Annotated in this window: 15 protein-coding genes; 11 read left to right on the plus strand and 4 right to left on the minus strand. The window is 41.4% G+C overall.

Annotated elements, in window-relative coordinates; translation table 11 throughout:
• The first annotated feature begins 4 nt into the window (after positions 1–4).
• The 5 genes from ACZ9AO_RS07785 (at position 5) to ACZ9AO_RS07805 (ending at position 5,689) form a co-directional block, all read left to right on the plus strand.
• Entirely contained in the window at positions 5–1,549 is a 1,545-nt protein-coding gene (locus ACZ9AO_RS07785; protein WP_476108805.1) for a fatty acid--CoA ligase family protein, read from the plus strand.
• Between the two features lie 176 nt (positions 1,550–1,725).
• Positions 1,726–2,253, plus strand: a complete 528-nt coding sequence (locus ACZ9AO_RS07790; RefSeq protein WP_048677997.1) for an HD domain-containing protein — start codon at positions 1,726–1,728, stop codon at positions 2,251–2,253.
• 186 nt (positions 2,254–2,439) lie between these two features.
• On the plus strand, positions 2,440–3,105 hold the full coding sequence (locus ACZ9AO_RS07795; RefSeq protein WP_476108806.1) for a LuxR C-terminal-related transcriptional regulator: 666 nt from the start codon (positions 2,440–2,442) through the stop codon (positions 3,103–3,105).
• Positions 3,106–3,471: 366 nt separating this feature from the next.
• Positions 3,472–4,737 (plus strand): M48 family metallopeptidase, encoded by a 1,266-nt coding sequence (locus tag ACZ9AO_RS07800; protein ID WP_476108807.1) that lies wholly within the window; start codon positions 3,472–3,474, stop codon positions 4,735–4,737.
• A 142-nt stretch (positions 4,738–4,879) separates the two neighbouring features.
• A complete protein-coding gene (locus ACZ9AO_RS07805) occupies positions 4,880–5,689 on the plus strand; it encodes a YitT family protein (protein WP_048677994.1) in 810 nt (269 codons plus the stop codon).
• A 53-nt stretch (positions 5,690–5,742) separates the two neighbouring features.
• Here ACZ9AO_RS07805 and ACZ9AO_RS07810 read toward each other — a convergent pair whose 3' ends face one another.
• The gene (locus ACZ9AO_RS07810; RefSeq protein WP_048680068.1) at positions 5,743–5,979 is read right to left on the minus strand and encodes an IDEAL domain-containing protein; all 237 of its coding nucleotides are present in this window, start codon (positions 5,977–5,979) and stop codon (positions 5,743–5,745) included.
• Positions 5,980–6,294: 315 nt separating this feature from the next.
• On the opposite strand from ACZ9AO_RS07810, the gene ACZ9AO_RS07815 reads away from it, so the two are divergent.
• Entirely contained in the window at positions 6,295–6,858 is a 564-nt protein-coding gene (locus ACZ9AO_RS07815; RefSeq protein WP_034314639.1) for a competence protein ComK, read from the plus strand.
• Positions 6,859–6,948: 90 nt separating this feature from the next.
• On the opposite strand, the gene ACZ9AO_RS07820 is transcribed toward ACZ9AO_RS07815, so the two are convergent.
• From ACZ9AO_RS07820 to ACZ9AO_RS07830, 3 genes are all read right to left on the minus strand, one after another.
• A complete protein-coding gene (locus ACZ9AO_RS07820) occupies positions 6,949–7,167 on the minus strand; it encodes a DUF3006 domain-containing protein (protein WP_251538608.1) in 219 nt (72 codons plus the stop codon).
• Entirely contained in the window at positions 7,168–8,007 is an 840-nt protein-coding gene (locus ACZ9AO_RS07825) for a ComEC/Rec2 family competence protein (protein ID WP_191929106.1), read from the minus strand.
• Between the two features lie 1,647 nt (positions 8,008–9,654).
• Entirely contained in the window at positions 9,655–10,023 is a 369-nt protein-coding gene (locus ACZ9AO_RS07830; protein WP_476108808.1) for a YhjD family protein, read from the minus strand.
• A gap of 288 nt (positions 10,024–10,311) precedes the next feature.
• Between ACZ9AO_RS07830 and ACZ9AO_RS07835 the strand changes: the two genes are divergently transcribed.
• The 5 genes from ACZ9AO_RS07835 to trpB all read left to right on the plus strand — a co-directional run bounded on the left by ACZ9AO_RS07835 (position 10,312) and on the right by trpB (position 20,228).
• The gene (locus tag ACZ9AO_RS07835; RefSeq protein WP_048680052.1) at positions 10,312–10,926 is read left to right on the plus strand and encodes a TVP38/TMEM64 family protein; all 615 of its coding nucleotides are present in this window, start codon (positions 10,312–10,314) and stop codon (positions 10,924–10,926) included.
• Between the two features lie 33 nt (positions 10,927–10,959).
• Positions 10,960–11,523, plus strand: coding sequence for a signal peptidase I (lepB, locus tag ACZ9AO_RS07840; protein ID WP_048680048.1), 564 nt, complete (start codon positions 10,960–10,962; stop codon positions 11,521–11,523).
• A gap of 187 nt (positions 11,524–11,710) precedes the next feature.
• Positions 11,711–15,208, plus strand: coding sequence for a helicase-exonuclease AddAB subunit AddB (gene addB / locus ACZ9AO_RS07845; protein WP_476108809.1), 3,498 nt, complete (start codon positions 11,711–11,713; stop codon positions 15,206–15,208).
• Complete coding sequence (gene addA, locus ACZ9AO_RS07850) at positions 15,201–18,935, plus strand: helicase-exonuclease AddAB subunit AddA (protein ID WP_476108810.1); 3,735 nt, start codon at positions 15,201–15,203, stop codon at positions 18,933–18,935. Before addB ends, addA begins: the two co-directional genes overlap by 8 nt.
• A gap of 129 nt (positions 18,936–19,064) precedes the next feature.
• Entirely contained in the window at positions 19,065–20,228 is a 1,164-nt protein-coding gene (gene trpB, locus ACZ9AO_RS07855; RefSeq protein ID WP_048680038.1) for a tryptophan synthase subunit beta, read from the plus strand.
• The last annotated feature ends 15 nt before the right edge of the window (positions 20,229–20,243 follow it).

Consider the following 20,243-nt stretch of genomic DNA (forward strand, 5'->3'; position numbering starts at 1 on the left):
AAAGATGAATTTATCTGAACAGCTTCATCAAATGGCTTTAAAAAAGGCGGATAAGCCAGCATATTACTTTTTGGATCAATCCACTTCATATGGGGAATTGGATAAAGCCGTTACGAAGTTCGCAGACGAATTACATAGGCTTGGTGTTTCAAAAGGTGATAACATTGCGCTGTTATTAGGCAACTCTCCACATTTCATCATTTCATTGTATGGAGCTATGCGAGCAGGGGCGACCGTAATTCCCGTCAATCCAATATACACACCTGACGAGATTGGTTATATCCTGAATAATGGCGATGTAAAGGTTGTTGTGGCATTAGATAAGCTTTTACCCTTACTGGAGAAAATGAACCCTATCCTTTCAAGCGTAGAACAATATGTAATTTGTGAAATGCAGCCGGATAATGGGGATAGTAGCGAATTTAACATCTGCAATAAAATGAAATCGTTTACAAAAATGGTCAAATCGGGGGATGAAGGCTTTAAAGGTCCTGAACTGGATCCTGAAGATACGGCAATCATACTTTATACTTCCGGGACAACGGGGAAACCAAAGGGGGCCATGCTCACACATACCAATATCTACTCCAATGCACATGATATTGGTGAATATTTAAATATCACGGAAAGTGACCGTGTCATTACGACATTGCCAATGTTCCATGTTTTCAGTTTAACGGTAGTTGTGAATGCCCCGTTGATAAGCGGAGGTACGCTTTTAATTGTCCCACAATTCAGTCCAAAGGAAATATTCAGGCAAATCAAAAAATATGATGCAACCGTTTTTGCTGGCGTGCCTACGATGTATAACTTTCTTTTTCAATATCCAGATGCGAAAGAGGATGCTTTGAAGTCTTTGCGGATATGCATATCTGGCGGATCAGCCATGCCAGTGTCTCTGCTTGAATCATTCGAGCGGAAATTTAATGTTAGGGTTTCAGAAGGATATGGCTTATCCGAAGCTTCCCCTGTTACCTGCTTCAATCCTTTGGACCGTCCAAGGAAGGCGGGTTCCATCGGAACATCCATCCTTAGGGTGGAAAACAAAGTGGTCAATGAGCTTGGAGAAGAAGTGCCGATCAATGGTGTAGGAGAATTGATTGTCAGGGGTCCGAATGTAATGAAAGGTTATTATAAAATGCCTGAAGAATCAGCCGCTGTCTTGAAAAATGGCTGGTTATATACAGGCGATTTAGCCAGGATGGATGATGAAGGCTACTTTTTCATTGTAGATCGTAAAAAGGAGCTTATCATCGTCGGTGGCTATAATGTCTATCCACGTGAAGTGGAGGAGGTTTTGTATGCCCATCCTGAAGTAGTTGAGGCAGCAGCCATTGGCGTTCCCGATCCCAATCAGGGGGAAGTGGTTAAATGCTTTGTGGTAAAGAAAAACAATGCATTGACTGAGGAAGAGCTGCTTGCCCATTGCATGGAACACTTGGCCAAATATAAGGTGCCGGCAAAAATTGAGTTTTTGGATGAACTTCCAAAAAATGCAACTGGTAAAATTTTACGGCGTTCCTTGAAAAATCATGTACTGCAAAATTGAATTACATTGATCATGAGGAGATCATTGCCTATAACCGGCAATGGTCCTTTTTTTGTACAACCAAAGTGTATGAGGCTGCATAAAATATATTGAAGAATCTTAAAACCTTGATTCTTGTTTCGAAAAGAGTTATGATTGTCATTAAAAATTTCCACAAAATTGTAAGGAGGGGTTAGATGAGAGATGTAAAGCTTTTGGATATTTTTGCACATCCCATTGCTCAAAAATACTTGAACCGTTCAGGTCTGGCACATGCGATTGCGGTAGCATACCATGCGTTTCACTTAGCAAATGAATATAATGTCGACCCTGATATTGCCGCTAAAGCCGGGCTATTGCATGATATGGGTCATTTCACCTGGTATCGCAATGGTAAATGGGATTATGATCTTTATAAACAAAATGATATTCACCCCATCAAAGGTGCCGAACGAGCACATAAACTGTTAATCCGCTTGGGAGAAAACCCGATCAAGGCAAAGACCATTTCCCTCGCCATTTTATTTCATACCGATTCGTTCTTACCTTCGAATGATATTATTCGTACACCGCTTCAGCAAGTCGTCAAATGGGCCGACGAAAAAGATGAAGAAGAAGGCGGAAAACACCATTATCGCAAAATTGATTTTCCCCGGGCAAAGGAAAGCATCATGAAACTTGATACGCTCATAGATGAGGAACAAAGAAAAAGGCTATCTTCCTGAAGTCAAACGGGTTGATAGCCTTTTTATTGTCAGGAGATACACATTTATTAAAAGTATTTTTACAGTTTAAATTTGTTAACAGGTGAATTAATGATGTAAAATATAGACCATTAGAACTATTCCACGGCGAACAATTATAAAAAACTATCGGATTAATAACAAATAAAGAAAGTAACAGGTGAGGTTATGAAGTCGATTAAGCTAGTGATATATGGTGGTCAGGGAGGAATTGAGGGAATCATCGAACAAGAAGGTGACATTAAGGTCATGGGGATGACTGGAAATGAAATGGACCTTCTTGATTCTGATTATACATCAGTCATTCCAGATGTCATTCTTATTGATGCCCGCTCATCAGGGAAGTATGGACAGGAAGTCATGCAAATCCTGAAGGAAAAACACCCATCCACTCCTTTCGTCATTTTTACTGCCTATTCAGAAAATCATTATCTTATCGAAGCAATAGGCCATGGTGCAGCAGGTTATGTGTTACAGGATGGCGGAATGAAACAAGTGATGTCGGCAATCCGTCAATGTGCCAACGGTCAGATCGTTTATCCTGCCTCATTCAAATCAATTTTAATGAAAAAGCTGGAGCGGGATATTGAAAGATCACCAGTAACTTTGGAAAAGGCAATGGAAAAATTGGGGGCTTTTTCTAAACGCGAGCATGAACTGCTTATTCTGCTAACCCAAGGCGAAACGAATCAGCAAATTTCAAAAAAACTTTTTCTATCGATCGGCACGGTAAAAAACTATATAAGCCGTATTTACAGAAAACTGAATGTTAATAATCGACCGGAGCTTATGGCACTTTTGTATGATTTTCAAAATAGCGGGATGAAGGGATGACCGATCATGCCTGCCGTTCCGTTAATCGGTCTCATTCATTATAAATCAAATTCACATTTGAAATCCTTTGATGAAACGATTTCATCTTAGCAATTAGGCAAAGGAATAAATTCGTAGTTGCCTTAAACCTCTCATCCCTCCGTTTTTTTAGTGTCTCTGCATACGAATCATTCTGCCTCCCTTCCAGGAAGTGCATGTTTGACTGATGGATTATTCTGGGAAATCTTAAGGTTGATAATGAACAATGAAAAATCAACAAAATGATGGGAATTGTAAGGAAGAATAATATTGAAGGGAAATGCGGTTCTAACCTGTCCATTTTGGATTAAACTATTAAGAGGGAGATTCGTTTTAAGGAGGGGCATCATGGTTAGAAAATGGGCTGGAAGAGCGATTATATTATATATCCTTTATGCAGCAGCGATGTATTGGTATATTTTTTATGGAGCGGATACGACCATTCCCGAAGCTTTGCGTGGAACGGCAGCAGATCCTGCAACATTCCTGAATGCAAGGGAACTAAAGCTTAGTGAAGAGTATTCAGGACTGCGGAATTTTATTTTTTTCGTATCGACGCCATATGAATGGCTTCTGTATTTCTTCATATTATTATTCGGTTTTTCAAAGGCATTTGAAAAATCGTCAATGGCAGTCTCGAGACGGAAAGCGATCAGAACGGGCATTTACTTATTCTGGCTTTCCGTTATTTCATACCTGGCTCTATTTCCAATCAGTTTCATTGGATATCGGATGAGCAAGAGTTACCACATAAGTACACAAAGTTTCACCTCGTGGATGAAGGATGGAGTCATCGAATTCTGGGTGAATTTTGGGATGATGTTCATCATCGTTTCCGTTTTATATTGGTTAATGAAGAAAAGTGTGAAGAAGTGGTGGCTCTATGCTTGGATGTTGTCCATTCCTTTTTCCTTGTTCCTGATGTTCGTTCAGCCTGTATTGATTGATCCACTGTACAATGAATTCTATCCTCTCAAAAATAAAGAGCTGGAAACGGAAATATTGGCACTAGCCTCACAGGCTGAGATCCCGGCTGAACACGTGTATGAAGTAAATATGGCGGAAAAGACAAATGCCTTGAATGCATATGTGACCGGCATAGGTTCCAACTCAAGAATAGTTCTTTGGGATACGACCCTGAACAAACTGAAGGAAGATGAAATCCTTTTTATCATGGCACATGAAATGGCTCATTATGTGGAAAAGCACATTTATATAGGGATTGCAGGTTATTTAGGACTGACATTAATCGGTTTGTGGCTGACTTCGAAAATCATGAATTTTATCATTGGTCGCTGGGGCCATCAGTTAAAGGTCCTTTCGGTTGACAGCATATCATCTCTTCCGTTATTTCTCTTGATAACGTCTGTGCTGCTCTTTGCTTCGAGTCCGCTGTCCAATTATGTTTCCAGATATCAAGAAACAAGGGCTGACCGTTATGCCATTGAAATGACCGGGGACAAAGAATCAGCAATCACGACTTTCCAGGAACTCACGAGGTCGGGTTTGAGTCAGGTCAACCCGCCATTCCTGGTTAAATGGCTGCGGTATTCCCATCCGACCATGCTCGAACGGATTTCAACGGTTGAAAATGCAGATACAAAGGGTGATTGAAAGCCAGCTGAAAACCAGCTGGCTTTTTTTCTTCGGAAAGTGGAAGTTTGTGGTCGTTTTCAGAAAAAACTATTATTTTTAAAAATCTTAGGTTCTCTACTATAATAAATTAAATTCCCAGTTCGTTTTAAGGAGATCGGATATGTATAATGTACTTTTCATCACTGTAGGCTCAGTGCTTGTGGCAGTAGCCTACAACTTATTTTTGATACCACATTTAATTTTAAGCAGCGGACTTAGTGGACTTGCGATCATGTTCGGAATCATCACCCCAGTCAACACAGGGATATTGAATTTTCTGATGAACCTGCCATTGCTGATACTTGGTTACCTGAAATTAGGGAGACGCTTTATCACCTATACGATATTATCAGTTGTCGTGATTTCCATCAGTTTATACCTCATTCCAGTTCACGGTATTTCCACTGAACCGATTTTGTCTTCTTTATTTGGCGGAATCATATCGGGAATCGGTATAGGCATCGTCTTTCGCGCTTCGGGGTCTTCGGGCGGCTTTGATATCATTGCCATGCTATTGGCTAAGAAGAGCGACTTTCCGCTTGGTACATTGCTTTCGGTGATGAATGCTGTTGTGGTGGTAATCTCAGGCTTCATCTTCGGTTGGGATGCCGCATTATATACGCTGATTTCCATTTATGCAGCAGGAAAGGTGATCGATACGATCCATTCCAATCACATTAAATTAACATTGATGATCGTTACCAAAAAGAGTGACGAAATGAAAACGAAGCTTCTGACCAACCTATATCGTGGAATTACAGTCATGGATGGTGAAGGTGCATATTCAGGAGAAAAGAGCAAAGTAATGATGACAGTCATTACACGTTATCAGTTAACCGATGTAAAAACGATGATAAAAGAAGTGGATCCGAATGCTTTTGTTAATATAACCGAAACTGCCGAGGTCATGGGTATGTTTCATAAAGAGTGATGATAATAAGAAAAGCCTCCCGACATTATGGGAGGCTTTTTTGATCATGAATGTTAATTTCCAAATTGTTTTAGTAAAACGTTCATTTCAGAACTTAGTTTTAAGAATAAAGGTTTGTTTTTCATATCCAAGGCATCATCGATCTGTTTTGCAAGGAGATTCTTTTTGGTAGTAAGGACGGCTTCCTGAATAATCATATCAATTAACATTTCCTGAACCACGGCATCGTTTTTCATTTCGCTCATTGATAAGGACTTCACTGACTCTGAATAAGATTTTTCATTTTTCAAAGTTACCACCCCTGACCCTTTTTATTATTATATGGATTTGAGTGGATAAAATCAACTGAAAATTTAAAAAATTTAAATTATGATAGAGAATGTGTCGTTTAGATGACGAAAAAGCCACAATATAAAAGAATTTTAAATTTTTTGTGAACTTGCTTTTTATGTTTAAGGGTTATGCTATTATAGTGAGTAATTTAACATACATTTACTATCCCCCTTCACTCTTCTTGGACAGGAATGGAAGGGTACAAGCAATTAAGAATATAAGCTTTGGAAGGTGATAGCGATGTTTAGCAATGAGGAAGAGGTGGAATAAAAATGAAGGAAAACAATCAGGGAATCATCGAGGAATATGAAATCACGCCACATACACTAATGGTTGCGCCAATTAATTACGGCAGTAAAATATATGCCCGTATCGTTGAAATGGAGGACGAGTTCATCTCGCCGTTTAAACCAATGGAAATAATAAAGAAAAGCTGCGAGTTCTTCGGATCAAGTTATGAAGGACGCAAGCAAGGCACGAAACAGCTTATAAACATCACACATAAAGCACCTATCGCGATTGATCCGACCAGTTCGATATTCTTCTTTCCAACTACATCTCCGTTACGTCCTCAATGCATCTGGTTATCACATGAGCATGTGGTATCCTATGAGCGCCTGGATTCCAAACATACAACCATCACATTCAGGAATAGACAAACCATCGATATAGCAGTGTCATGCAGCTCTTTCGAAAACCAGCTGCACCGGACCTCTTTTTTAAAAACGAAATTGATCCAGAGGATTGAGGAAACAAAGAGGAAATCCTTTTATCTGTTCACTGATGCTAATGGAGTCAAGGCTTCAGAGGTAATCTCAAAGTATATACCACGATAAGAGGGGGTTCAGGGGAAAAATCAGAGAAGAATGCAAACGGGAATATTCAAATTTAAAGCAAGCCCTTCTTATTAAAGAAGGGCCCTGGAATCAATCTTCGAATAATTCATCCATTAAATCGTCAATTTCTTTTCTTAATTTTTCAGTTCCTTCTTTGGAAATGGTGATGGTATCACCATCGATAATCAGCATATCTCCTACTTTTGCTCCCTTGGGAAGAGCACTTTTAGGGAAATCCTTCATGTCACCACCATCGATTTCAACGACAGCGATCTTTCCTTCGAAGCGATCAATAATTCCTTGTGCCAATTATTTCACCGTCTTTACAGTAATTTTCTGACCTGTAGAAGTAAAAATAATGTTACCTGATTTATCTGTGCGATAAGTTTTGGCTTTCACTGAATTCAACCGTTTTATAACAGTGGAAGTAGGGTGCCCATAGCCATTTTTCCCTACACTGATTACAGCATATTTCGGTTTTGTTTTGTTAATGAAAGCTGAACTTGTCGATGTTTTTGCACCATGATGGCCTACTTTAAGTACATCCACACTTGGTACCAGTTTTTTAGCCAGCATATCTTTCTCTGCTTTTTCTTCGGCATCACCTGTAAACAAGAATGTTTTTTTGCCGTGTTTAAGCAACAGGACAGCACTCCAATTATTTAAGTCAGACTTAGCATAGTCCTTAACAGGTGCAATGAATTTAAGGGAATTATCCTTTGCTTTAGTGTTGATTTCCACGCCCGTCTTCGCTTTTTTTATTGTAAGCTTCTTCTTCTTAACAGCCGTTAAAAAGTCTTTGTATGCCTGGGTAGTATGTGAAACTTTAGGGGCATACACAGATTTTACATTAAGTGATTTAATCACATGAGCAAGACCGCCAACATGATCCGCATCTGGGTGAGTGGAAACTAATGCAGTAAGTGTTTTTACCTTTTGTTTTTTTAGGTAGGCAACAACTTCGTCGCCCTTTCCTTTACCGCCGCCATCGATTAAAACGTTTTCATTACCGGTTTGTATCAGGATTGAATCTCCTTGTCCAACGTTGATGAAATGTACCTTTACATTTGAGGCTGCCTCAGTTGTTTTAAGTCCAGTGAATAAAGACAAAACAAGAACAGCCACCAGTAGAATATTTATTTTCTTCATTTTTCCCCTCCAGTTAATAATTTACCATGTGTAACCGGAAAAATGGGAATATGGACACGATTTTTGTTTGCGGTAAAAAAAGGAAAATATTGTCTAGGCTTATGTTTAGGGAAAATGATCCTGGGTATTTATGATTAATCTCTTGGATTAAAATGAAAACCATTATTTTAAAGAGTCAATCACTAAAAAATCTATTCCTCTCAGAAAAGAGTGTGAAGTTGGCATATATTAAAGGAGCAGGCTGCGTAGAAAGTTAGGATTACCAACAAAATATTTTGTTAAAGAGATTGTTACTGTTTTTTTAGGATTTGTCCAATTTAAACGTTGATTACCCCCCAGGCACTCGCTTTCCGCGGGCGGTCCGAGAGCCTCCTCGGCGCGTTTGCACCTTTCGTTCCAACCAACTTTGTTTTAAAATTTAGATAGGAACCCTTTTGGCTACAAATTAAACCATGCAAATAAAATATTGCATGGTTATCATAAGAAATTAGGGATGAGTATAAGTATAAGTTTCCTTAATGATTGACTCCTTAATACATAATATAATAGACACCGATGATGTATCTTTTGTTCAGTATTTCACAAATGGTTTTGTTTTTCTGGAAGTTCTTTTTGCTTTATACATTTAATATAAAGAGGTTGTTACTAGTAGATAATACTAGGTATGGATATGCAATTAACATCTTTCTCAATAACGTTGTACTGACACTAAAATGATAGTTTAGACGTATAGTTATAATAGATGAATGGAAATTAAAATGTCGCTTAATAATGAACAAACGGGCCAGCCTTTTAATCGTTAAGGACATTTTCGTCGAAACTGTTGCCTTAATTCAGTAAGCAGTAAGTGCAAACGGCTTGTGTAACAAGAAGAGGAGAAGCGGCTATGGCAGTCCTCGGTTCCTATAATAGGGAAGAGGATAGTATCCCATACCAGGCAGCTTTGACATTCTGCCGTTTAATCATCAAGAACGAAGGCGATGCTATGCATACAGCAAACTTTTAATGAAGGATGCCATAACTAGGGAACTTGAAGTAACGCAGTTAAATGTAAAAGGTATTTTCAGAAGAAGATCTATCTGAAATCTGAAATCCATGGCAGACATTTCATCCGACATGATAGAGCTTGATCCAATAGCATGGGCTTTTTAAGCGTCCCATCGTCCTAAAGGAATTTCCATTCATTCGATGCAGGGATTGGTTGATGGCAATCGATCAGGGCAAATCATGGGATACGTGTTACATTCTGCGGCGGATCATGATATTGGTTACTTTTACATCGATTTGTCGAAGCTGACTGTTTTCCTATCCTTTTCTTCAATATGATGAGTCGATCATAACGGGTGCCACTCCAACCTTTGTCATGGAGCATGTAATTAACTTTCATTTAAGGAATCTTAAAACTAAAATTGTTAGGATATTCAGTATGCACTTGATTACATAGGTTATGCCTTGATCGAAAGTAATCTTTCACGGAGATGAATCCATGGTTTGAACTAGCCAATTAAATTAAGATGTTATGGAATCGATCTTGATCATGAAAGACTCCCTTACCTTTATGCCAGGAAAGATGCGGTGCTTTTTTATGGTCATCCTTTTTACGTCCAAGGGAATTTGTATCCTTCCGGAAGGCTCCCTTGTAACCTGTTAATCCCTTGAGGTTTTTTTTTCGAAAAAGTAATAACATAACAAGTCTTCGGTTTTGTTGCGAAGGCGGGGATTGAAATAATTATGATGTTCCTCGTATCCTTTATATAAAAAACAATACATCGTGAAGGTTTCATCGCGTTTGATTTCACTAACCTTAATATTCTCTTTGCGCAAATAGCGCCGTACCTCGGCAAGCTCGTCTTGAACCACTTTTAAAATATGTTCGACTAGCTCCGAATAGGGCCTTTTTAATTTAAACGGACTAATTTCGATGACCTTGAGATCCCGGTTTAAGACTGTAATAACCATAGGGAGGTAGATGGCTTTTTCAATCATATTTCGGTCACCTTCTGGAATGCGGGTCATCATGACCGCCCCTTTCTAAATAGCGCGTTTTTAATACTAATATGTATCTTACGTAAAAATAAGAACATTTGTTCCGTTTTTATCCTAATGTATTTTCAGTGGTTATGCAAGCAGTTTTGATAAATCTAGAAATATTCGTTAACAAGATTATGTTTTCCGGAGATAGGGAAAGTATGAAGATATATGGATAATAATTCTTGCAATTTCGGGGGAAAGTGATATATCTAAAATAAACGGTTTTTAATAAGTTTATGCTGCTTTGATGGCAGCATGTCGAGGGAGATAATTATGGATTTGGATACTATACGTGAGTGGTTTACACTTGATCATATATCGGCACTTATTCAGCAATATCGCTCATTCGGTCCAATTCCCGGGATCTTACTGCCGATGCTGGAAGCTTTTTTGCCTTTTCTGCCCTTAGTGGTGTTCGTGCTTGCCAATGCAACGGCATTTGGTCTCTGGTGGGGGTTTTTATTTTCTTGGATTGGTGCGGTGGCGGGGTCCTTTTTGATCTTTTGGATTATTAGAAGATATGGTCAAATGAGGTTTTTCCGATTTTTGCAAAAGCATAAACAGGTGCAGAGGTTGATGGTTTGGGTTGAGAGCCATGGATTCGGTCCTTTGTTCATATTGCTCTGCTTCCCTTTTACACCTTCGGCTATCGTTAATATCGTGGCAGGGCTATCAAAAGTCAGTACCCTGCAATATGGACTTGCAGTAGTTGGAGGGAAGGCGGTGATGATTTTTACGATCAGTTTCGTAGGTTACGATTTAGTATCATTGATTCATAAACCTGTGCGAACGATCATTATCGGAATCGTCATCTTTATCCTATGGTATGTGGGGAAAAGACTGGAAGTCCGGTTAAATAAAAGCATGAAGAGAGAAGAAGGGCAATAAATTAATATATAAATGCAGTAGGGGTTGAACTAGATGGAAAAAACAAACAAGAATTCTTTATCCGATTGGATAAAACCAGCGATGATAGCTTTTGTTATTTACATCTTAATCCGTACATTTCTCTTTTCAAGCTATGATGTTGAAGGAAAGTCGATGCAGCCGACCCTTGAAGATGGAAATAAACTTGTCGTGAATAAAATCAATTACCAGATTCATGATATCAACCGTTTTGACATTATTGTTTTTCATGCGAATTCACAAGAAGATTATGTTAAGCGGGTTATAGGGGTTGCAGGTGACCGTATTCGTTATAAAGATGATTGGCTATACGTAAATGGTGAGAAAGTGGATGAGCCTTATCTTGAGAAATTCAAGGAAGGTTTCCCAGGACAGGATTTTACAGGTGATTTTACATTAAAAGAATTGACGGATGTGACCAAAGTTCCGGAGGGCAAGCTTTTTGTCATGGGCGATAATCGTCTTGAAAGTGCTGACAGCCGTCACTTTGGTTATATACCGGTAGAAAATGTTGTCGGTAAAGTGGATGTTCGATATTGGCCGGTCAATGATTTCAATTTTAAGTTTACAGGTGAGTGATTGTGAAGCCCGAGTATGATGCGGGCTTTTTCTTTTGGGGAAAACGCGAACGTACGGTTGGTGTTTTTTTTAGGGAAACGGTAAAATAATAGAAGGTAAATCTAATGGGAAACAGAAACCTAGTCATAAAGACGAAAGTATTTCTGGTATGATGGATCTAGATATTATGTTGTAAGGGGGAAAAGAGATGTCACTCCGTTTTTTACTGGGAAGATCGGGTACAGGGAAAACTTCGAATATATTGGACGAAATCCGCTCTAAATTGGCAGAAGATCCCGAAGGAAATCCAATTATCTACCTCGTTCCTGATCAGATGACGTTTCTATCTGAATATAAATTAATTAAAACACCAGGCCTTGCCGGAATGATCCGGACACAGGTTTTCAGTTTTAGCAGGCTTGCTTGGCGCGTTCTTCAGGAAACCGGGGGAATGAGCCGGCTGCATCTGGACAGTGTTGGCGTTAATATGCTGATACGGAAGATCATGGATGATAAAAAGGAAGAGTTAAAGATGTTCAGTCGATCTGCTGATAAGCAGGGGTTCATTGCACAGATGGAGCTAATGCTGGCTGAGTTCAAGCAGTATTGCATCCAACCTGATGACATTCAAAACTATTTGGCTGAAACCTCACAGGCCGGCAGCGGCATTCAGGATAAACTGCATGATCTTGAATTGGTCTATCAGGCTTTTGAGGATGAAATGGTCAATAAATATTTAGACTCCGAAGATTATTTCACTTTGCTGATCGAAAAAATGTCAGAGTCTTCATATATAAGGAATGCGGATATATATATCGATGGTTTTTATAGCTTGACTCCACAGGAATTATTGATTGTTGAAGAAATGATGAAGCTGTGCAGGAGTGTAACGATCTCGCTGACGTTAGATCAGCCCTACAGGCAATATGCTCCGGATGATTTGCAATTGTTCAGGCAAACGGGAAACCTTTATCATCACCTATATCAGGCTGGATTGAGGAATGGCATACCGATTTCAGAAGATCGAATCTTAAAAAGATCGAAAAGGTTTGGAAAGAGTCCGGGGCTGAATCATCTGGAAACTTATTTTTCCATTCGTCCTGCAAGAACGTTTGAGCAGTCACCTGATGTAACGATCGCCCAGGCAGTTAACCGCAGAGCTGAAATTGAAGGAGTTGCCCGGGATATCTTGTCGCTGGTCAGACAGAAACAGCACCGTTTCCGTGATATTGCGATTTTAGTCCGTAACGGGGAAGCATACGCAGATATTTTACAAACCGTTTTTCGGGATTATCAAATTCCCTTGTTCGTCGATTCCAAACGGACGATGCTGAATCATCCTCTGATTGAACTGATTCGTTCGACTTTGGAGATCATCAATGGCTATTGGCGTTATGAACCGGTATTTCGTGCAATCAAGACGGAGCTTCTATTTCCGCTGCAAAAAAACCACGATCGGATGCGTGAACAGGTAGATAAGCTGGAAAACTATGTGCTGGCACGCGGCATTAAAGGAAGCGGGTGGACGTCCAAAGATCGTTGGACCTACCGGCGATTCCGCGGTCTGGAACTCGAGGACCGGAACCAAACGGATAAGGAAATGATGCTTGAGCAAGAGTTGAATGAAATGAAGCAATTATTTACCGAGCCCATCTTGAAGCTATCAAAACGGGCTAAAAAGGCTGCTAATGGCAGGGAATTGTGTGAAGCCCTTTATCTATATCTTGAAGAATTGCATATACCGGAAAAATTGGAAAAGCTGAAACTGGAGGCAGAAGAAGCAGGTGATTTGGTATCGGCAAGAGAGCATGAGCAAACATGGAATGCGGTTGTCGACCTATTGGACCAATTCGTTGAACTACTGAGCGGGGAAGAGCTTTCCATGAAACAGTTTGCGGTAATCATTGAAGCTGGTCTGGAGTCTCTTGAATTTTCTTTGGTACCGCCGGCAATTGACCAAGTATTAGTCGCTAATCTAGATTTATCCCGCCTGGATGATGTGAAGACAGCTTTTGTTATCGGTTTGAACGAAGGGGTTCTGCCGGGAAAAGCTGTATCTGACGGGATATTTTCAGATAGTGATCGTGATGTGCTGCTGGCTGGTGGACTTGATGTTGCCCCAAGTTCGAAAGTGCGCCTGCTGGATGAGGAGTTCACAGCGTACAAAGCATTCACTACGCCTGCCGAGGCCCTTTATTTATCATATCCGCTTGCCGATGAGGAAGGGAAGGCGCTTTTACCTTCATCCTATTTGAAACGGGTAAGGGACGTATTGCCTAACGTTTCCGATGTGTATTATATGAACGATCCGTCCGATCTGTCTGCAGAGGAACAGGTGAAATATGCAGCGAATCATGATGTGGCCCTTTCGTACCTGGCTGCCCAATTGCAGCTGAAGAAAAGGAACTATCCAATCCATTCACTATGGTGGGATGTATATAATGCCATTATTGATGATGAAATGGCCGGTCCTTCAGCAACTAAGGTTTTATCGAGCCTTTTTTATCAAAATAGGACAAAGAAATTAACTGAGGAAACAAGTAAGCAATTATACGGTGAGAGCATTCTTACGAGTGTATCCAGGATGGAAATGTTCAATAGCTGCCCGTTTTCCCATTATGCGGCTCATGGCTTGAAATTGAGGGAAAGGCAGATTTTCCGTTTGGATGCCCCGGATATAGGCGAGATGTTCCATGGAGCGTTGAAAATGATTTCCGATTACTTGAAGGAACATGATATTCCTTGGTCTACATTGACCCCGGAACAATGCTTGGAGCTGGCCAGAATTGCTGTGGAGAGACTTGCTCCTAAACTCCAAAATCAGATTTTGTTAAGTACGAACCGCCATCACTATTTACGCAGGAAACTCGAAAACGTGATTGGACGTGCCTCGATCGTATTAAGTGAACATGCAAAGGCGAGCGGTTTTGCTCCGATCGGATTAGAACTTGGATTCGGAAAAAATGGCGAGCTGCCGCCACTTTCTTTCACATTGAAAAACGGTACGAAGATGGAATTGATCGGGCGGATCGACCGAGTGGATAAAGCGGAAGAAGATGAGGGTGTCTATTTGCGTGTGCTCGATTATAAGTCGAGTGAAAAGGAACTGAACATGAGTGAAGTATATTATGGACTCGCGCTGCAAATGTTGACATACCTAGATATCGTCGTCACCCATTCCAAGTCGCTGATTGGAAAAGAAGCGATTCCAGCCGGAGTTTTGTATTTTCATGTGCATAATCCCGTTGTCAAATCAAAGGGTATGCTCAGTTTGGATAAAATTGAAGAAGAAATTTATAAAAGCTTTAAAATGAATGGACTTGTACTGGACCATTCAAATGTCATTCAGTTGATGGATACCTCGCTTGATATTGAAAATTCGGGTAAGTCGGATATCATTCCAGCTGGATTTAAAAAGGACGGATCGCTCCTGGCGGCTTCCAAAGTTGCCAGCAGGGAAGAGTTTTCGCTTCTGAATCATCATGTGCGCCGTATTTATCAGGAAGCTGGTGATCGAATGGTCGATGGTGATGTGGATATTACTCCATACAAATTAAAGGAAAAAACGCCGTGTACCTTCTGTTCCTTTAAATCTGTATGCCAATTCGACCAGTCACTGGAGGAGAACCAATTCAGGAATTTGGCACAGAAGAAACAAAATGACGTTCTTGAGCTATTAAGGGGAGAGGGGGAGAGCGATGAGTAAAACGAAAATTCCTGCTCTGCCAGGAGACGTGACTTGGACGGAAGATCAATGGAAGGCAATATGGGCTAAAGATCAGGACATCCTGGTTGCGGCCGCTGCGGGTTCAGGGAAAACAGCGGTACTGGTCAATCGGATCATTCAAAAAGTCATTTCAGAAGAAGATCCAATCGATGTTGATGAACTGCTCGTGGTTACATTCACCAATGCCTCGGCTGCCGAAATGCGCCATCGGGTAAGTGAGGCATTAGAAAAAGCGATCAATGATAATCCGCATTCACAGCATTTACGTAAGCAGTTGAGCTTGATTAATCGTGCTTCGATTTCCACACTCCATTCGTTTTGTCTAGAGGTGATCAGGAAGTATTATTATCTTACGGATATCGACCCTGGCTTCCGGATTGCAGATTCAACGGAGATTCAGCTGCTCCGTGATGAAGTGATGGAAGAGCTTTTCGAGGAGCAGTATGGCCAAAGTGATAACGAAGAGTTCTTTAATTTGGTCGATGCTTTCACAAGCGATCGAAATGATGATGCACTTCAGAATATCGTTCGGTCGCTGCATGATTTTTCGCAATCGAATCCAAACCCGGACCGATGGCTCGATGGTGCCGCCAGCATGTATGAGCTGGCAGATGATGATGGGATTGATGATCTTTCGTTTATCGATTCATTGAAGTTCGATATTGGTTTACAATTGGAAACGGCCAGGGATTTATTGGAACGCTCGCTTGCGTTGACAAAAACCCCTGGGGGGCCGGCTCCAAGGGCTGAGAACTATATAGCCGATCTTGCACTGGTTGTTAAACTTTCGGAAGTGAAGGACCAATCCTGGAATGCACTTTATGAGGAAATCCAAAACGTGAAATTCGGGACGGCAAAACGCCTTACCGGTGCAGATTTTATCAAGGAAGTTGCTGATGAGGCTACCAAGTACCGGGATAAGGCCAAGAAGATCATCAAATCGTTACAGGAAGAGTTATTTTCCCGGAAACCGGAAAGCTACCTGCGGGATATAAGGGAGCTTAAGGGTTATGTCGATACACTTGTAATGCTTGTTAAACGGTTTGACGAAAGATTCTTTGCTGCAAAAGCAGAAAAGAACTTGGTGGATTTCGCCGATTTGGAACATTATTGTCTTCAAATTTTGACAGGGGAAACGGTGGATGGTGAACGAAAACCTTCAGCGGCAGCCATCGAATACAGGAACCAGTTCAAAGAGGTACTAGTGGATGAATACCAGGACACGAACCTGGTTCAGGAATCGATCTTAAAACTGGTGACGGCTGATGGAGAATATGATGGGAATCTTTTCATGGTAGGCGATGTCAAGCAGTCCATTTACCGGTTCAGGCTTGCAGAACCGAATCTCTTCCTTGGAAAATACACACGATTTACCCATGACGGTGTTGATTCCGGACTGAAAATTGATTTAAACCGCAATTTCCGGAGCCGAAAGGAAGTTCTTGATGGGACCAATTTCTTGTTTCAACAGTTGATGGGTATTACAGTCGGTGAGATTGATTATGATGAAGATGCCCAATTGAAAAAAGGTGCCCCATATCCCGAAGACGATCCAAACCCGATCGAACTTCATTTAATTGATGGAGCAGCCGATCCTGAAGCTCATTTGGAAGTGGAAGGGTATGATGGCGGATTTGAGGCCGAGGAGCTTGAAAAAGCGCAGCTCGAAGCAAGGCAGATGGCCAAGCTCATTAAAAAGGCTATAAGCGAAAAGCATCGGATATATGATACGAAAACCAAAAGGTACCGATCTGCCACTTATCGGGACATGGTCATTCTACTTCGTTCGATGCCATGGGCACCGCAAATCATGGAGGAATTTAAAAAGCAGGGAATTCCAGTCTATGCCAATTTGTCCACAGGGTATTTTGAAGCGACCGAAGTGGCCATCATGATTTCCTTATTGAAGGTGATTGATAATCCGCAACAGGATATCCCATTGGCTTCCGTTCTCCGTTCACCTATCGTCGGGTTGGATGAAGAAGAGATGTCAAAGGTGCGTTTATTCCATACAGGAAGCTATTACGAAGCACTAGCTGATTTTTACAGAAAGAGTGACCCTGAGGAACATCCGGGGCTTTATGAAAAAGCCTCTGCATTTTATAAAAATCTAGTGAAGTGGCGGAAGATTGCCAGGCAGGAGGCATTATCAGATCTGATCTGGCTCCTATACCGCGAAACGCAGTTTTATGATTTTGCAGGTGGGATGCCGGGTGGGAAACAGCGTCAGGCCAATTTACGAGCGCTGTATGACAGGGCAAGGCAATATGAAGCAAGTTCTTTCCGCGGTCTGTTCCGTTTCTTGCGGTTTATAGAAAGGATGCAAGAACGTGGAGATGATTTAGGGGCAGCTCGGGCTTTAGGGGAACAGGAAGATGTAGTCCGGCTGATGACGATTCACTCGTCAAAGGGGCTTGAGTTCCCGATCGTGTTCATTGCCGGTCTTTCCAAGCAATTCAATATGATGGATTTACGAAAGTCCTATTTACTGGATAAAGATTATGGCTTTGCGGCAAAGTATGTGAATTCCGAATTACGGATAACTTATCCATCCCTCCCTCAATTGGCTTTTAAGAAAAAAAAGCAGCTTGAATTAATTGCCGAGGAGATGCGTGTCCTCTACGTGGCGCTAACAAGGGCTAAGGAAAAGCTTTATTTGATTGCCAGTATCAATGATGCAGAAAAAACGCAGCAGAACTGGGAAAGTAATGCGGCACATGGAGATTGGCTATTGAAGGACTATGTACGGGCAGGTGCAAAAAGTTATCTTGATTGGATTGGTCCATCCCTTGTCCGACATCGGGATTCTCTTGGTGCTGCAGGTCTTGGCTTGGAAATGGAGTCGCATCCATCGAATTGGTCCATTTCCGTCATTCCGAGTGAAGAGCTTGCTGTTCTGGATGAGGAAGAGGCACTGGCTCAAGAGCAAATGCTTGAACATGTCCAGAAATCGGAGAAGGTCGGCATCGTTTCCGAGTTTTATGATGATATCAAGGAACAGCTGGAATGGGAGTACCCCGAGCATGAGGCGACGGTGTTTCGTTCCAAGCAATCCGTTTCTGAATTAAAACGTCAATATGAACTCAAGGACGAACAAAGCTCCACAGAGCTGTTGCGTAGATTTAAGCGGCCTATCACGAAGCGGCCGACTTTCATGCAAGAAAAGTCACTGACTCCTGCCGAAAGGGGTACGATTACACATTTAGTCATGCAGCATATTGATCTATCTAAAGAGATTACCATTCAATCGATTCAGCAACTGATCATTGATCTGATTCAACGTGAGCTGTTGACGGAGGAACAGAAAGAAGCTGTGGATCCGGAGACGATCGTCGATTTCTTCGATAGTGAAATCGGGCAAAGAATGCAGAGGGCCAAAAGCATTCGCCGTGAAGTGCCATTTACGATGTCGCTGCCTGCAAAGGAAGCTTACAGCGATTGGACAGCTGGAGATGAAGAAGTCCTTATCCAAGGTGTGATTGATTGTATCTTTGAGGATGAACAAGGTCTTGTGCTTCTCGACTATAAAACGGATACGATCACCGGCCGTTTTGCAAACGGGTACGAAGGGGCTAAAGGGATTCTTGCCGATCGATACCAGATGCAGCTTCAGCTTTATACGAGGGCTGTTGAAGGGATAATGAATAAGAAGGTAACCGGCCGTTACTTGTTTTTCTTTGACGGCTCGCATTTATTGGAAGTATAAGAGAGAAGGAGTGTCCCATTGATGTGGGACGCTTCTTTTTGGTTGAATAAACAGAATAGTTTGAAAAAGTGTAAATGCTTACTATATACTAGTGGAGAAAAATACCTTTTTAAAGGAGTAGAGAAGAGTATGACGAGTGAGATCAAGAGCAAGGGATACTTTGGTGAGTTCGGTGGAAGCTTTATACCGGGTGAACTTCAGGAAGTTATGGATATTTTAGAAACGGAATTCCTGAAATATAAGGATGACCCGGAATTCATTGAGGAGTTCCGATATTATCTGAAAGAATATGTCGGACGCGAAAACCCGTTAACACTTGCAAAGAATTTAACGGAAAAGGTTGGCGGGGCAAAAATATACTTGAAGCGTGAAGATCTGAATCATACAGGTGCTCATAAAATTAATAATGCGATCGGACAAATCCTGCTCGCTAAACGAAGGGGTGCTAAACGCATCATCGCAGAAACAGGAGCAGGACAGCATGGTGTGGCGACTGCGACAGCATGTGCGATGTTTGGCATGGAGTGTGTGATCTATATGGGGAAGCTGGATACGGAGAGGCAGGCATTGAATGTCTTTCGAATGGAATTGCTGGGGGCAAAAGTCGTAGCGGTCGAAAAGGGACAGGGTCGATTGAAGGATGCTGTTGATGAGGCATTGAATGACTTGGTGCAAAACTATGAAAATACTTTTTACTTGCTTGGTTCAGCAGTGGGGCCACACCCATATCCAACGATCGTTAAGCATTTCCAATCAATCATAAGTGAAGAATCGAAGCGCCAGATCCTTGAAAAGGAAGGGAAACTGCCAACTGCCATCATTGCTTGTGCAGGAGGGGGAAGTAATGCGATCGGTGCTTTTGCTCATTATCTCGATGAAGAAAATGTCCGTTTAATTGGTGTAGAGCCAATTGAAGCCCCAAGTATTTCGCAAGGTGTCCCGGCAGTATTGCACGGATTCAAAAGTTTGACGTTAGTGGATGAGCAAGGGGAACCAAAACCGACATTTTCCATAGCCGCCGGTTTGGATTACCCAAGCGTGGGACCCGAGCATAGTTTTTTGAAAGATAGCGGACGAGCGGAGTATGTCACGGTAAAAGGGGAAGAAGCGCTGGAGGCTTTTCAGGTATTATCCAAAACAGAGGGAATCATTCCAGCTCTCGAAAGCTCACATGCCCTGGCTCACGCCATGAAGCTAGCTAAAGAGTTAACAAGGGAAGATATACTGATCGTTAATTTATCAGGCAGGGGAGACAAAGATGTTGAGCAAGTATTTAACATGTTAGAAAAATAGTCCGAATGTAAAAGC

The sequence above is a fragment of the Peribacillus sp. TE19612 genome (genome assembly GCF_056279465.1).